The 14,156-nt window shown below is 44.1% G+C and carries 16 protein-coding genes; all 16 read right to left on the bottom strand.

Annotated features, from left to right (window positions below):
* Positions 1 to 192: 192 nt before the first annotated feature.
* The 16 genes from sucD to ACYQ3Q_RS19890 all read right to left on the bottom strand — a co-directional run bounded on the left by sucD (position 193) and on the right by ACYQ3Q_RS19890 (position 14,088).
* The gene (sucD, locus tag ACYQ3Q_RS19965) at positions 193 to 1,071 is read right to left on the bottom strand and encodes a succinate--CoA ligase subunit alpha (RefSeq protein WP_459930265.1); all 879 of its coding nucleotides are present in this window, start codon (positions 1,069 to 1,071) and stop codon (positions 193 to 195) included.
* Position 1,072: 1 nt separating this feature from the next.
* Positions 1,073 to 2,191, bottom strand: a complete 1,119-nt coding sequence (gene sucC, locus ACYQ3Q_RS19960) for an ADP-forming succinate--CoA ligase subunit beta (RefSeq protein ID WP_459930428.1) — start codon at positions 2,189 to 2,191, stop codon at positions 1,073 to 1,075.
* A 64-nt stretch (positions 2,192 to 2,255) separates the two neighbouring features.
* Complete coding sequence (locus ACYQ3Q_RS19955) at positions 2,256 to 2,660, bottom strand: MaoC family dehydratase (protein ID WP_459930264.1); 405 nt, start codon at positions 2,658 to 2,660, stop codon at positions 2,256 to 2,258.
* Positions 2,657 to 3,055: an FAS1-like dehydratase domain-containing protein gene (locus ACYQ3Q_RS19950; RefSeq protein WP_459930263.1), complete on the bottom strand. Its 399-nt coding sequence runs from the start codon at positions 3,053 to 3,055 to the stop codon at positions 2,657 to 2,659. The genes ACYQ3Q_RS19955 and ACYQ3Q_RS19950 overlap by 4 nt, the downstream gene beginning before the upstream one ends.
* A gap of 19 nt (positions 3,056 to 3,074) precedes the next feature.
* On the bottom strand, positions 3,075 to 3,788 hold the full coding sequence (locus tag ACYQ3Q_RS19945) for an ABC transporter ATP-binding protein (RefSeq protein ID WP_459930262.1): 714 nt from the start codon (positions 3,786 to 3,788) through the stop codon (positions 3,075 to 3,077).
* Positions 3,781 to 4,545 (bottom strand): ABC transporter ATP-binding protein, encoded by a 765-nt coding sequence (locus ACYQ3Q_RS19940; RefSeq protein ID WP_459930261.1) that lies wholly within the window; start codon positions 4,543 to 4,545, stop codon positions 3,781 to 3,783. The genes ACYQ3Q_RS19945 and ACYQ3Q_RS19940 overlap by 8 nt, the downstream gene beginning before the upstream one ends.
* On the bottom strand, positions 4,517 to 5,557 hold the full coding sequence (locus tag ACYQ3Q_RS19935; protein WP_459930260.1) for a branched-chain amino acid ABC transporter permease: 1,041 nt from the start codon (positions 5,555 to 5,557) through the stop codon (positions 4,517 to 4,519). The genes ACYQ3Q_RS19940 and ACYQ3Q_RS19935 overlap by 29 nt, the downstream gene beginning before the upstream one ends.
* Positions 5,558 to 6,421 (bottom strand): branched-chain amino acid ABC transporter permease, encoded by an 864-nt coding sequence (locus ACYQ3Q_RS19930; RefSeq protein WP_459930259.1) that lies wholly within the window; start codon positions 6,419 to 6,421, stop codon positions 5,558 to 5,560.
* Positions 6,422 to 6,611: 190 nt separating this feature from the next.
* Entirely contained in the window at positions 6,612 to 7,820 is a 1,209-nt protein-coding gene (locus ACYQ3Q_RS19925; protein ID WP_459930258.1) for an ABC transporter substrate-binding protein, read from the bottom strand.
* A 357-nt stretch (positions 7,821 to 8,177) separates the two neighbouring features.
* Positions 8,178 to 9,857 carry a methyl-accepting chemotaxis protein gene (locus ACYQ3Q_RS19920; protein ID WP_459930257.1) on the bottom strand — a complete coding sequence of 560 codons (1,680 nt, stop codon included), beginning with the start codon at positions 9,855 to 9,857 and terminating at the stop codon, positions 8,178 to 8,180.
* 36 nt (positions 9,858 to 9,893) lie between these two features.
* Positions 9,894 to 11,201 (bottom strand): MFS transporter, encoded by a 1,308-nt coding sequence (locus tag ACYQ3Q_RS19915; protein ID WP_459930256.1) that lies wholly within the window; start codon positions 11,199 to 11,201, stop codon positions 9,894 to 9,896.
* Positions 11,202 to 11,428: 227 nt separating this feature from the next.
* Positions 11,429 to 11,626 (bottom strand): hypothetical protein, encoded by a 198-nt coding sequence (locus ACYQ3Q_RS19910; protein ID WP_459930255.1) that lies wholly within the window; start codon positions 11,624 to 11,626, stop codon positions 11,429 to 11,431.
* A 5-nt stretch (positions 11,627 to 11,631) separates the two neighbouring features.
* On the bottom strand, positions 11,632 to 12,234 hold the full coding sequence (locus ACYQ3Q_RS19905; RefSeq protein WP_459930254.1) for a hypothetical protein: 603 nt from the start codon (positions 12,232 to 12,234) through the stop codon (positions 11,632 to 11,634).
* 41 nt (positions 12,235 to 12,275) lie between these two features.
* A complete protein-coding gene (locus ACYQ3Q_RS19900; RefSeq protein WP_459930253.1) occupies positions 12,276 to 12,578 on the bottom strand; it encodes a 4Fe-4S binding protein in 303 nt (100 codons plus the stop codon).
* A 15-nt stretch (positions 12,579 to 12,593) separates the two neighbouring features.
* The gene (locus ACYQ3Q_RS19895; RefSeq protein ID WP_459930252.1) at positions 12,594 to 13,427 is read right to left on the bottom strand and encodes a 4Fe-4S binding protein; all 834 of its coding nucleotides are present in this window, start codon (positions 13,425 to 13,427) and stop codon (positions 12,594 to 12,596) included.
* Positions 13,411 to 14,088 (bottom strand): DUF6282 family protein, encoded by a 678-nt coding sequence (locus tag ACYQ3Q_RS19890; RefSeq protein WP_459930251.1) that lies wholly within the window; start codon positions 14,086 to 14,088, stop codon positions 13,411 to 13,413. The genes ACYQ3Q_RS19895 and ACYQ3Q_RS19890 overlap by 17 nt, the downstream gene beginning before the upstream one ends.
* Positions 14,089 to 14,156: the final 68 nt, after the last annotated feature.

The raw sequence follows: 14,156 nt of genomic DNA, 5'->3' as shown, positions 1-14,156 counted from the left end.
AAAAAAACCAAACTAACCTAAACTATGCTTCAAGTAGTCGCTTTTCAACCGATTGGAGCAACTTTTTTCTTCCTAAAAGTCAAATTAAAACGGTTGACAACCCAATTATGACCCTCATGTTTGTATACAATTGAAACAATAGCGCTCCTTTAAAAACAGACTGTATACAAATAACACAACGAGAGTTTATAGTTAGGACTTTTCCTTGGCAAGAATTTCTTTTACAATTCCAGGCACTTCAAAAGGTAACTCTGCCACCCTGGCACCTGCCAATCTCAACGCGTTTACTTTACCTGCATAAGTTCCTTTACCCCGTTCGATAATGGCTCCCGCATGACCCATCCGCTTTCCTGGAGGCGCGCTCTTGCCAGCAATATATGCAACGACTGGCTTGGTCATCTTCTTAATATATTGGGCCGCCTCTTCTTCAGCGTTCCCACCAATTTCGCCTATTAAAACTACCACCTGAGTTTCAGGATCTTGCTCAAATTGCTTTAAAACATCCACAAAGCTAAGTCCAACAACCCTATCTCCACCCATACCTACAACTGTGGACTGTCCGATACCCTGAGCCGTGAGATTCCCGACGATTTCATAAGTTAGAGTTCCAGAGCGGGCTACTACACCCACTGAGCCAGGTATGAAGAATTGATTCGGTGGAATACCTATTTTACATTTACCAGAAGACACAATACCAAATGTATTCGGTCCAATTACGGTAGCCTTTAGGCGTTTTGCATACGCAACAATGATCATCTCATCATGTACTGGAATGTGTTCTGTAACCACGATGATAACCTTAATACCCGCTTCAAGTGCTTCCAACGTTGCATCTTTGGCAAAAGAAGCCGGGATAAAGATAACAGAAGCATTAATACTATGTTTTTCACATGCCGCTTGAACACTATCGTAAACTGGAATACCTTCAATGGTAGTTCCACCTTTGCCCGGAGAAGTGCCAGCGATAATCTTGGTGCCATAGGCCAACATTTGCTGAGTATGGAAAAGGCCCTGTTTTCCAGTGATACCTTGGACCAAAACATGGGTAGTTTCATCAATTACGATGGACAATTCAATTACCCCCTGCTAGTTCAATTGCCTTTTTGATAGCATCCTGCATATAATCAAAAGCCTCAATCCCAACATCTTTAAGAATTGCTCTTCCTGCTTCTTGGTTGGTACCCACCAAACGGAAGACGACTGGAACCGAGATACTTCTGTTCATTTTGACGGATGCGAACGCCCTAGCCACATCGTCACAACGCGTGATCCCACCAAAAATGTTGATAATAATTGATTTGGGGTTTCTTGACAGGATAAGTTCAAGGGCCTTAGCAGTACCTTCTACACCCGTTCCGCCACCAGCGTCTAAGAAGTTTGCCGGTTTACCACCGTAATAGGTAAGCGCATCCAGAGTACCCATTGTGATCCCAGCACCGTTGGCCATAACCCCGATATCTCCTTCTAATTCTACAAAGGAGAGACCTAGGTCGTGCGCGGCCTTTTCGGCTTCAGTACGTTCCTCCACTCGAGGCAGGTCTAATTGACGATAAAGTGCTTCGTCATCGATTGTCACTTTAGAATCTGCAGCAATAACCTGATCGCCGCTGATCACTAGTGGATTGATTTCCACTAGTTCGGCGTCTTTTAGGATAAAAAGCAGGTATAAGCAGTTAATGATCTTAACCAATTCTTTACTTTGGGGACTGTTCAAGGAGATATCCATTCTTCTTACTACGTCACTTGCAATAAAGTTTTGCATCCCCAATTCCACATCGATATATTTCTTAATGATATGTTCTTCAGCAACTTCTTCAATATCCATGCCTCCCTGGGCCGAAGCAATAAGTACTGGCTGTTTGGTCACTGAATCAATCGTGATAGCCAAATAAAGTTCCTTATCGATTCGAAGCTTTTCTTCGACTAGGAGAACCTCAACAGAGAGGTCTTGGATCGTCATGCCCAATAGTTCCTGTGCCGCCGCTTTTACATCTTCTGGATTTTCGACGAACTTGATACCGCCAGCCTTTCCTCGCTTACCCGACAAAACCTGGGATTTGATGACTACGGCGCCTCCAATTTCTTTTGCAGCTTGGGTCGCTTCATCCGAGGTGGTTACCATTCTTCCCTTCGGCACTGGAAGTCCAAACTTGGCGAATAGTTCCTTCCCCATGTACTCGAACATTTTCACGTTTCCAATCACCCCTCTCTCCTAATAATCTCAAAGTGACGATTACAATTTTATGCCTGGCTCTTTATAGTTTGATAGTTATAGAAGTCGAACCCGATAAGACTCTCTCCATTTGATCGTTAACAGCCTCAATATTACAAATTAAACAATTTCCCAATCGTTCTTTAACAAAACCGTAGAACTTTATCGTGTCACCTGGACGAACCAGCTGCTCGAAGCGAACCTCAAGGTTACTAATTATCCCCTCAGTGCCGATCCATTCAGTGAGCATGGCTGCCATCTGAGCCATCGTCAGCATGCCATGAGCAATCACTCCCCCCAATCCGGCTTGGCGCGCGTAATTATCATCAAGGTGAATGGGATTAAAATCTCCTGAAGCCTCCGCATACTGACGCACTTGCACTTGGGTGGGCACCCATTCTCGAACAGGAAGTCGGTCAGAGACCTCATACTTCAGTAAACTTTTCATACGTCTTCCCCCTTTACCGGTGCAATCAATGTGGAACGGCTTGAAAAAACTAATTCACCGGTCATATCGCAACCAGTCGTCTCGATGACCACAAACATCATTTTACCGAGCCTGCCGACACGTTCATAAACGTCTTTAATAAACCGCTTATACTTCAGAGTCTCCCCTATCTTAAGCTGACGATGGTATGTAATTTTTTGTTCTCCGTGAATCATTCCCGGAGCAGGTAATTCAATTCCGGGAATACTCGCCTGCATCAATGTACCCACAAATGTCGGGGGTACCTGATCATCGAACGGAATCCCAATGGCCTCGGCAAACCTTCTCCCTGCCTCTGGCTGTAAATGGATTAGGACGGGCTCACTCTCCAGACCCATTAATTCCTTTCCGATCATAAACCTTACCTCCTTTCCTTTAATCACTAACCCCGATATAGGCCTTTTTCACATCTTCATTGCCCGCCAGTAAGTCACTGCGATCATGCATAACAACTCGACCATTTTCTAGAACATAACCACGGTGAGATACTTTTAAAGCCAAATGGGCATTCTGCTCCGCTAAAAGCACTGTCTTTCCAGCCTCGTTAACAATCTTCACGGCATCAAATACCTGCTGGACCACTATGGGAGCCAGACCAATCGAGGGCTCGTCTAACAGTAACAACTCTGGGTCAGACATGAGTGCCCTTCCTATCGCTGCCATCTGTTGCTGCCCTCCGCTCAGAGAACCTGCCAATACATTTTCTTTATCTTTTAGAACGGGAAATAGTTCGTAGACCATGGCCAGACTCTTTTTAATTCCTTCTTTATCGTGGCGCCTTACATACGCTCCCAAAAGTAAGTTTTGGCGTACTGGCATGTGTGAAAACAGAGCACGCCCTTCTAAGCATTGCGAAATCCCCAACTCGACCACTTTAAAGGCAGGCAATTGATTCATTTTCTGTCCCTTAAACTCGATGACCCCGCTCGTCGGTTTTTGCAATCCGCTGATCGTACGAAAAAGCGTCGATTTACCCGCTCCATTCGCTCCTAACAAGACTACAAATTCTCCCTTGTTGACTTCTATGTTAACATCCTGGAGAGCTAAGTAACTCCCATAGGATACATTGACATCGGATAATTTAAGCATGTTTAGTCCCCCCTAAGTATGCTTCAATAACTCGTTCGTTGTTGCTAATTTCTTTGGGGGTCCCTTCCGCTATTTTACTGCCGTAATTCAAAACCATAATTCTGTGCGCTAAATTCATGACCATCTGAACTTTGTGTTCGATTAAACAGACCGTTGTACCGGTTTGTTGGATTTTCTTAATTAACTTAGCAAGTTCGTTGGTTTCACCATGATTAACCCCTGCTGCCGGTTCATCTAGTAACAGTAAGCGTGGTTCTGTCACCAGGGCTAATCCGATGGCTAACCGTTTGGCCGCTTCTTGGGAAATGTTGCCGACGGGTTGACTCTTGACCGCTGTCAATCCAATAAACTCTAAGACCTCTGCCGCTTTTTCTCGACTCGCCCCTTCATCCCGGCGAGCACGCGAGGTATTAAAAATAGCATCCAGCATTCCCATTTTAGTTTTGGAGCGATAACCAATGATTAAATTGTCCAGCACCGTACTATCCGTAAATAAGTTCGTGGTCTGAAAGGTCCTCCCTATGCCCCTGCACGCAAACTCATGGGTTGGAGTTCGGGTCATATCCTTGCCCATAAAACTTATCGTTCCGGAACAAGACGGATAATAGCCGCTGATTAGATTGAAAAAGGTGGACTTTCCGGCGCCATTTGGGCCGATAATGGCTACGATTTCGCCCTCTTTGATCTCAAAGTTCACCTTGTTTAAGGCGGTTAAACCACCGAAGTTCTTAGTTAAAGCCTCGGTTTTTAGCAGCATGGCTTTCTCCTTTCGAGGGTGCGTTGCTTCCCGACTTGTTTGCTTTGTTGATCCGCTTTTCGAGGTTTGCTTTTAAATTCATGGTTGCTCCCACAAGCCCTCCTGGGAAAAACTTAACGATTAAGATCAACAGAGCTCCAAAGACAACCATCCGATATTCCTGCATAAACTGGAGGCTTTCCGTGAGTCCTGTGGCTAAAAGGGTTCCCACTAGGGGACCGGCGATGGTCGCTTGACCTCCTATTAATAAAAATAACAAAAATTCAAAAGTTAGATGGGGGTTACTAATATCCGGACCTAAAAACCGGATATATCCTGCAAACAACGCCCCCGCTATACCCGTGAAAAAGGCAGCGATGCCAAAGGCTAGGAGCTTGTTAAGCATAACATTGATCCCCAGAGTGGCCGCTAATTCTTCACTGTTACGGATCGATTTGAAGGTTCGGCCTACGAGGGATGAGGCGATCCGACTCATGACAAAAATGGTTAGAATCAAGAAGACAAGAACTAGGTAATACTGAGATTCCAGCGATATGAAGTCAATGGGCCCAATGCTGGTAGGCCTAGGTATTCCAATTAGGCCCCTGACTCCTCCGGTTAAATCATCCCATTTCTCAATGACTAAGTTGATGATCACGCCGATGCACAGGGTGAGAATGACAAAATAGTGCCCTCGGGTGCGAAAGGAGATTAATCCGACCAGCAAGGCGATTAGGGTAGTTACCACGGCGGCTATTGGCAGGCATAACCAAAACGATAAGTGGAGCTTTAGACCGAGTAGACCCGACACATAGGCCCCGAGTCCAAAAAATCCGGCTTGGGCCAGAGAAAGCTGCCCTAAATAACCGACGATTAAGTTTAAACCATAGACTGCAATCGCATAGATAAAGCCTAGGGTCACGACAGTTAGATAATATCGATTGGGACTTATAAAGGGAAACGCGATGGCGACGGCTAAGAGCACGCCATAGGCAATGAGCTTAGTTTTTGATTTTTTCATAACGTCAAGCACTTATCTGGCCCCCTTTGCAAAAAGGCCTGAGGGTTTGATGGAAAGGATTAAGACCAGAATCGCAAAGGCCACGACATCTTTATAATTACTCGATAGATAGGTAGCGCCGAGGCTTTCCGTTAATCCCAGTATGAAACTGCCGAGCACGGCTCCCGGAATGCTGCCCATTCCCCCGATCACAATGATCACGAAGGCCTTCATAATGATCAGCGAACCCATGCCAGGATAGACTAGGAAAATCGGTCCGGCTAAGGAGGCAGCTGCTGAAGCCAAGATTGAGGCTACAGCAAACGTCAGCATCGCCACTCGGTTGACGTCAATTCCGACGAGACTGGCACCCTCCCTATTTTGGGCCATAGCCTCAATCGTCGATCCGACCATTGTATGTTTTATAAACACATAAAGGGCTATCATTAAGATGACCGCTCCCGCGATGATGATCAGTCGTTGTTCGGTCAGTCTAACTCCACCAATCACAACCACTTTGTCATAGATGGCCGGGATACTACGAAAATCAGAACCCCAGAGCACTCGGGCTGAGGCTTCAAGAAACAACATAGCGCCCACTGCGGCAATGAATTTATTGGAGCTTGGACTGTTACGCATAGGATTGAACACTATTCGCTCTAATAAAATACCAAGGACGGCTAAGACGATACCGGAAATGATGGCTGACACCCAGTAGTTGATTCCATACAGCGTCATCATGAAAAAGGTAACATACCCTCCCACCATGTATAAATGGCCATGGGCAAAGTTCGGCACCTCCATGATGCCATAAATAAGGGTGAGTCCTAACGCGACCAAGCAATAAATGCTTCCTAATGTGAATCCGTTGACAGTTTGCTGAATCAATAAATCCATAGAGCCACCCCTTCTAATCCTCACCGGAGTGCAACAAGCGTCGACCCCGGATTGTTTTGACCCTTAAATTTTCCAGGACCATAAGGACCGCTATGGGCTTTCATTAAAGCGCCATCACGGCCCTTTGATCTCACCTCATACTATTGAATATATTCAACGAAATTAAGATTTTCGAACTGTAAATTACGAATTACTTACTATTCGGATCTGCCGGGTTTTTAATCGAAAAAGGTTTACCATACGCTCCATTTTCTATCATAATACCTACGCCAGGCGTCATTGATGCTCCTCCAGCTCCGATTCCAGGGATAGGAGTTGTGATGGATGCGTCACTAATGGGCGTTACCGCCTTCATGCCCTCAAAGATCTTTGCAGCGTCGGTAACATCTCCGGCTTTTTCGATCCCTTTGGCTAACAGCATCATGTGATCATAGTTTTTGCTCGCTTCCCAAGCCGGTACTTTCCCGTTGTATTTAGATTTGAACCGCTCCACAAAAGGAAGTGCCCCTTCGCTAGGGTATAGGAACACCGGAGTAACACCTATAGACCCTTCCAAATCTGTCAAAGGAACAACAGCCGCCATTTGTTCTAACTTAGCTTGGTCCATAACCACAAGCCCACCCTTGAACCCAAGTTGTCTGGCTTGTTTTATTACCATTGCAGTTGGTTGAGAAGGGCCCCCTACAAACAAAACATCCGGCTTTGCAGCTAGGGCTTTGCTTACATAGGTACTGAAATCGGCTTCTTTGTTATAATCCACAGGGATGTCGGCTACGATAGTTCCACCGAGCTTTTCCCAAGCTGGCTTTAACACGGCAGTCCAATCCTTGCCGTATTGACTGTTAGTAGGGATAAGGGCAATTTTCTTCCCGTATTTTTCCATCATCATTTTGGAATAGATCTCAGGATAAAGATCATAAGGAGAGGTCATCTGCATGGTTAATTTATTACCCGCTTTGGCAACCTTAGGCTCACTTGTATAAGCCATAAGCAAAAATCCATCAGTCTCATTAAATTGTTGGAGGGCAAAAGCACCACCACTGTGGGGAACAAAGATGACAGGTGTATTGTACTCCGACTTTAGCCTGCGAGCATTGGTTGCAGCCTTATCCGGCATGTATTGGTCATCAAGTTTCACTAAATTGATCTTGTACTTTTGACCACCGACCATAAGCCCTTTAGCATTAATTTCATCAACAGCCATATCTAAGCCTTCGGTTACTTCCTTGCCAAATAAGGCCGCACCGCCACTTAATGGTCCTGTATACCCTATGTTCATGGTTTTGACCTCACTGCTCGGGGCAGGGTTTGACTCACTCGTGGAAGATTTAGAATTACACCCAGAAACAACCAATAGAACAATTAGACACAGGACTAGCCATACACTTTTTCGTCTCATTTCGTGTTTGCACTCCTTCCATTTTATAAAGGAACTGTTTTTTACCCACATAACCTTATAGTAGACTCTCTATGCTTTTGTGATTTTCCCCCTTTCAGATTCCGGATCCCAGTAGATTAAAAAATGATGCAATATTTTTAACATTTAAACTATAATTGCAAGAACTATGCCATTTGAAATTAGGCCCCTAGAGTTACTACTTCATTAAATAATGTTTAGTTTGGATACACCCTGGCTTTACAATGTTTACTTTGTATATCAATTTCAATAAAAAAAGAACTTTTGTCATTGCTTACTCTGACAAAAGCCCCTAGGACATTATTTATTTAAAAAGGCATTATTTACACAAAAAGGCATTTATACTTTAAACTTAGCAACGCCATCAGCCAAACCTTCGGCATGCTGATTAAGATTGGCCATGAGTTGATTAACTTGTTCCAATTCCGTCGAGACATTTGTCGCTGCAGCAGCAACTTGTTGTGAACCAGCTGCCCCTTGACTAATGGTTTGGTTAACAGTATTGACAGCCAACGCCACAGAATTGACTATTTGGGTCAATTGCGCAGCCATAGTAGAAAAAGTCTCGGTCAAGATAAAAAAGGTCTTAGCGTCATTTTCATATTGAGTACCGGTTTCCACCAACTTATCATAGTCGGGTCTTACAACAGAGTTGATAAAATTAAGGACTTCGTATGCCCCAGAAGCCAAATTCTCTTGCGCCATAATCACCTGTGCCACTAGAGCTTTAATGTCTTGAGCCGTTAGGGAGGACTGTTCGGCCAATTTACGGACTTCCTCAGCTACAACAGCAAACCCTCTTCCATTATCCCCTGCACGTGCAGCCTCAATAGCAGCATTTAACGCCAATAAATTGGTCTGTTCCGCTATCGTCGAAATACTCTGGGTGAGTTCACTAATCTCTTGAACGACCAAGGACTCTTCGATTGCCTGTTTAAGCCTCTGTTCTTTTTCTATGTAGATTCCGGTTGCTTTTAGCACAGCAGCATTAGCTTCTGTCTTCAACTGTTGAGCACGCAGCTCAATTTCTTGAGCCTCTTGGCTCCCTTGACGTGCATTTCCCTCCATCTGGGCAATAGAATGGCGAAGTTCTTGACTCGAAGCTGAAATTTGTTGAGCTGTAGCAGATATCTCCATCAATCCGCTAGAAACTTGTTCTGTCGAAGCAGCAATCTCCTCTGAACTTGCCGTAACCCTCCATATAGCCTCTCGTGACGAAGTTGTTGCCTGCTGGAGATTCTGGTTAAGCCCTACCGCCAAGGCTATCATTTCCCTCAGGCTTCGCGCCGCCTTGCCTAATTCCCCTACTAAGAGACCTAATTCATCTTTACCAGCCTTGGCTTCGACGACCAAATTGCCTTCAGACAGAGCTTTTGCTACCAGCATTCCGTTGGCGATGGATTTATTTGCAGAACGCATGATGGTATAGACCAGAATTATCCCAATAACTAGGGAAATCCCGAATATGGCTAGGCTGATTGTGTTGACTCTTTTGGCAAGAACTGAGGCCAAACCCGCGCCCTTATTCATTTGATCGTTTTCAGAAGCAATAAATTGGTCTAAGGCAGCCATGAGTAAAACATTATCTGGGCCTGCTACCTGTGTCATATACATAGTAGCTGAGGATAAGCCTTGGTTTTTGTACATGCTAATAATGTAATCCGGGTGATACGAGAATTTTTGAGCAGCCGTTTTGACAGCCTCAAATTGAGGCCTAGAATTCTCCTTCACTCTCTCCTCAATGTAGTTAAGCTCTTCTGTACTTTTGCTAGTCGCTTCTTTATACTGCGCAATATATAGATCGGATCCATTCGCTAAATAGCCTTGAATTGCAGCATTTTGGCGGGTGTACTGCAACCCTAAATCTTGCGCAGCTGCCTGAATTGGCAACTGATAACTGCCAAAATCATCGACCACATCTGTAAGCCCTCTAACCATATAAAAGACTGTACTAACGAGAGATGCCATCAGCAAGAGTATAATTAAGTAGCCTAACGAAATCTTTCTTGACAATTTCATGATGCAAATCTCCTTTCAAGTTTCTATCTTGGACATTCATCGTCTGACCTCACTCTTGCACATATTCTTCTCAAGTGAGGTATCTTTGGAAAAGATCGTAGCGAATCCTGCTGCTCCAGATATTAACAACAAATAACGATAACCATTAGTAAATGATTCGACTGACATGACTCCCGTGCTTTGGGCACTCTGAGCGATTATTACACTGCAAAAGAGTGGAATTATTGCAGCCCCTGCCATAGTAAAAAAGTTCCCAATTCCTATCGCCGTTCCTGTCAAGGGCGTAGGATATAACTCTTTAAGTAATGTGAAAACCGGACCAGAGCTAAAACCCGCTAATAACCCACTGAATATAAATAAAACGGCAATATGCCAGGGCAACAAAACACTCGAGAAGAAAGCAAATGGTAACCAGAATATTATTGAACCAAAGCTGGCAATCAGCAAAGGCACCTTTCGCGAATGAAAAACCTTGTCCGAAAGCATTCCACTAAAGGGTAGGCTTAATAATTGACCCACTGATAACAACATAATCATATAGCCCGCCGATACCCTATTCATTCCAAGAATTACTATCAAGTATGGCCCTGCCAACAGACTTTGGAAAGCCATGGTCACACCGTAACCAAGGAAGTTTCGAATAGCGATTGGCCACATACCCCATTCTGAAAGTACCCATTTCAAGCCCCTCTTAAAACCAATTTCATCGGATTTCTGTTCGGATTTTTCCAACATCTGTTCATCATCGAGCAAAAACCATGCAGCGATGCTCAGAAACAAGGCCATGACACCCATTAAAAAATATACGGTACGCCAGTCCAGAAGTTCTACCAAATAAGCTAATGGGACAGAGGCACAAACGGTCCCTATGATTCCAGAAAAGACCAGTAAACTTGTTAATGTCGAAAACATTTCTTTAGGGAAATAGTTCGCTATGAATTTTTCCGCAGGCACAAAAACACAGGAGACTGATAATCCTATGAGGAGCCTTGCAATAATGGTTAATTGAAATGTTGTTGCGAGAGCAAAAGCAATTGAAGCCACTGCGGTCAGTAGCATCATTGCAGAAACTAATCGTTTGGGTCCAATACGGTCGACTAAAATTCCGACAGGGAGCTGCATTAGAGCATATGGGTAAAAGTATACAGCCGTCATAACGCTCATTTCCGCAAGGTTTAAATGAAGATCGTGAATTAAACGATCTGCCATAATGGCAATTGCTACTCTGTGAAACATTGTTAGAACATATCCCAAATAAAGTATGAGTAAAGCACCCCGGAGGCGCAGACTGACCTTAAGAAACATCCCAAAGTATGACGTACCCTTTTCAAGTTTTACTACCAAAGCCAATCCCCTCAATTTTTCCGATAGATTCAGAAGGGGTAAAATAACTCATCTGAATCAAGAATATTTTTTATCCGAAACGTTGTATGGGTAATCTTTATTGTGTATTTTTCCTCATAAAAGAAAATTAGGGTAATTAAAACCCTAATTTCTCCAATATTTTTAAACCAAAGGATTATCATAAGTTCTGGAAGGGTTTTGTGATCCATCAACTTGCTTCTTACCTACTAGAAACCTAACTTCAGGTTGAGTTCAGCTAGCTTAGTCTGAGCTATTTCTAATCCTGGATCAAGGACATTGGCTAACATATACTCGTTTAAAGCTTCATGTAAATATCCTGCTTGTTCTTTAAGAATACCTTCCCCTAAATGCCTCATTGCTAAGCTCTCATGATCAAAATCGTCCTGATTATGTCCGATATGCATACCGGTTAACCCCCTTGTGGCATCCGAAATACTAGCTCGCATAATCCGCTGACCTCTAAATCCTTACTGTTAGACATCCTTAAATTCAGACCGGCTTTTTCTGCAGCAACTTGATTGGCCGCTTGACAGAAAATATGACAGTTATCTAGTCCTTTTTCCGCGAACATCTTGCCTATACTACAATTGAAATTACGAACTTTTAGTGTCTTAGTCGTCGCCTCAGTGACAGTCCAAGCATCCCTTGGGCGAAGGTTCAGTATGCCAAGTTCAACATACCGCTCGAACACGTGGGGAAAGCGAATCCCAGTTTGCTGGGCTACGCATTCAATCATCTCAGCCGTTCTATCCCGAAAAGCATCAGAGTCGGCTTCTCTTATTAATAGGCTCATAAAGGTTTTTCCCTGTTTTATTAAATAATCCTCGTTAGTATCTCCCTCCTGATTAAATAGACTTTCTAGAGGAAATTGATGATTGATCGTAGCTATAAGCTCCTTGGGCATATCGTAGGCATAATCTTGACCTGGGTTTATCTTCAGCCGTCGATCAGCAGCTACCTCGGTACTGGGGTTGCCTTTGACTTTTTGTAAAACCTTAAAATCCAAAGCCATACTTAACTCCCCTTTATTACATAATTGAGCAAGATTTCAAATTAGGAATTTCGCTCTTTCAATTGAGCTATCCGCTCCTCTTGATACATTTGTGCTAATTGTTCTTTTGGTAGGAATCTCAAATCAATGGCTCCAGTCGGACAAACCTTAACACAGTCGCTACACCCGGAACACTTATCCAAATAGCGTCCGAAAATTCGATATTCTTGGGGATCTGTCTCCCGCCCTTTCCATATCTTCGTAGGACCACATACGAAAACTACGGATGGACACACACTTAAACACTGGCGGCATTTTAAAGGATCTTTACATAAATCATGGTTTATTTTAATCTGAGCAATCATCACGTTCCCCCCTTATTACCAGTTCTCGGCCAATCCAGGTAAACTCTCTCTGTCTAATAGCTCTATAGCTCCGCTTGGACAAGCAGTAATACACAAGCCACATCCAAAACATTGATCCATATCAACATAGGCTTTATTGGTGTACACCTCTAGGTTGAGGGACTTAAACTGGCATCTTCCTAAGCAACTTTTGCAACCGGTACATTTTTCACGATCCACCTTAGCTACCGTATGCCCTTTTAGCAAAAACTTGAAGTCATAATCGAGCCGATTTCGAACCGCTACACACCCTGGATATTCACACTGGCAAAGTCCTCCGATATATGGCGTGCCGAACACGTCCACAGTCTGAACTCGCCCCTCTTTATGGTTCATCATAGCCCATTGCTTGGCTTCCTCTGGAGTAAGAAACTCGACCCCTCCCCGATAAGTCTCCGGCCAGCGTTCCCATTTATACATGCCTGGTCCGATGCCCATGCAGGTAAAGTTTTCCTCATCGGGCATACCCCGTTGAACCCTACGGCATCCACACGTCATTTTGACTAATGGATAGGCAATGTCCAAAATTTGCAGATACTCATCAAGCGTGACGACCTGTCCAAAATGAGTTTGATAAGCATGTTCCAAGGCATCACGTTTAATTTCCTCTTCCCATTTCAGGTCCCCACTGATCCGCGCCTTAACTAACTCCGCCACTACACCTGCTCCCATTCCTGCTGCCTGCGGATCAGCATCTGCACCAGAAGCTTCACGTCCTTCTTTTCTCACCTTATAAAGACGCCGTGCATAGTTTTCAGGGTTGAGATACCATTTCTCTCCGTTACCATATTTTTTACATACCCAACACATTTCGAGATTCCTCCTTCTTCTTGGCATGGAAGCTTCCATTACGCAATTGAGCTAACAGCTGGGCGTAGTTCATAATCGGAGCATCAAAAACTGTAACACAGGAACCAACGCTAAGTGTACTATGGGCATCACTACCCCCAGTTCCCTTTTTGCCCAAAATCACTGCAGCCTTTTGGGCTGCCTGAATTTCCTTCCAACTGCTGCGCCCGTTGTAAACTTCCACTGCATTAACAAAGCTAAACACCGATTTCCTACACAATTCCTCCACATGGATTGGCTCCAAACCACGTTCTTCCCTAGAGAGAGCCGACAATCCAAACTCGATTCGAAATGGGTGAGCTACAACCATCACGCCTCCTAATTCTTCCACCAGTATGGCTAATTTAGGCAGGTTATCCCTGAGATGAAGTAAGGATTGGTGAACACCATAGATCAAGATCTCGCCTACATAGGTACTTAATTCAATTCCGCTGTAAACTTGGACCCCGCTCTCGCTGTACAATTTAGCCAACTCACGTGGATCCCAGCAGTAATCATGATCCGTGATGCAAACACCATCTAAACCTTTCTCGCACGCCGCCTGAACCAAGTCCCAGACATTCATACGACTACAAACAGAACCTTGGCTGGAATGAGTGTGTAAGTCAAATTCCATGCTCATTATACCAATCCTTCGTCAATCCTTTGGCTAATAACATTGCAATAAGTGTGCCAACCTTCGCTTTTTTC

The organism is Desulfosporosinus burensis (assembly GCF_054657535.1).
Note: the sequence above shows the minus strand (reverse complement) of the source record. Positions and strands in the feature narration are given on the sequence as shown.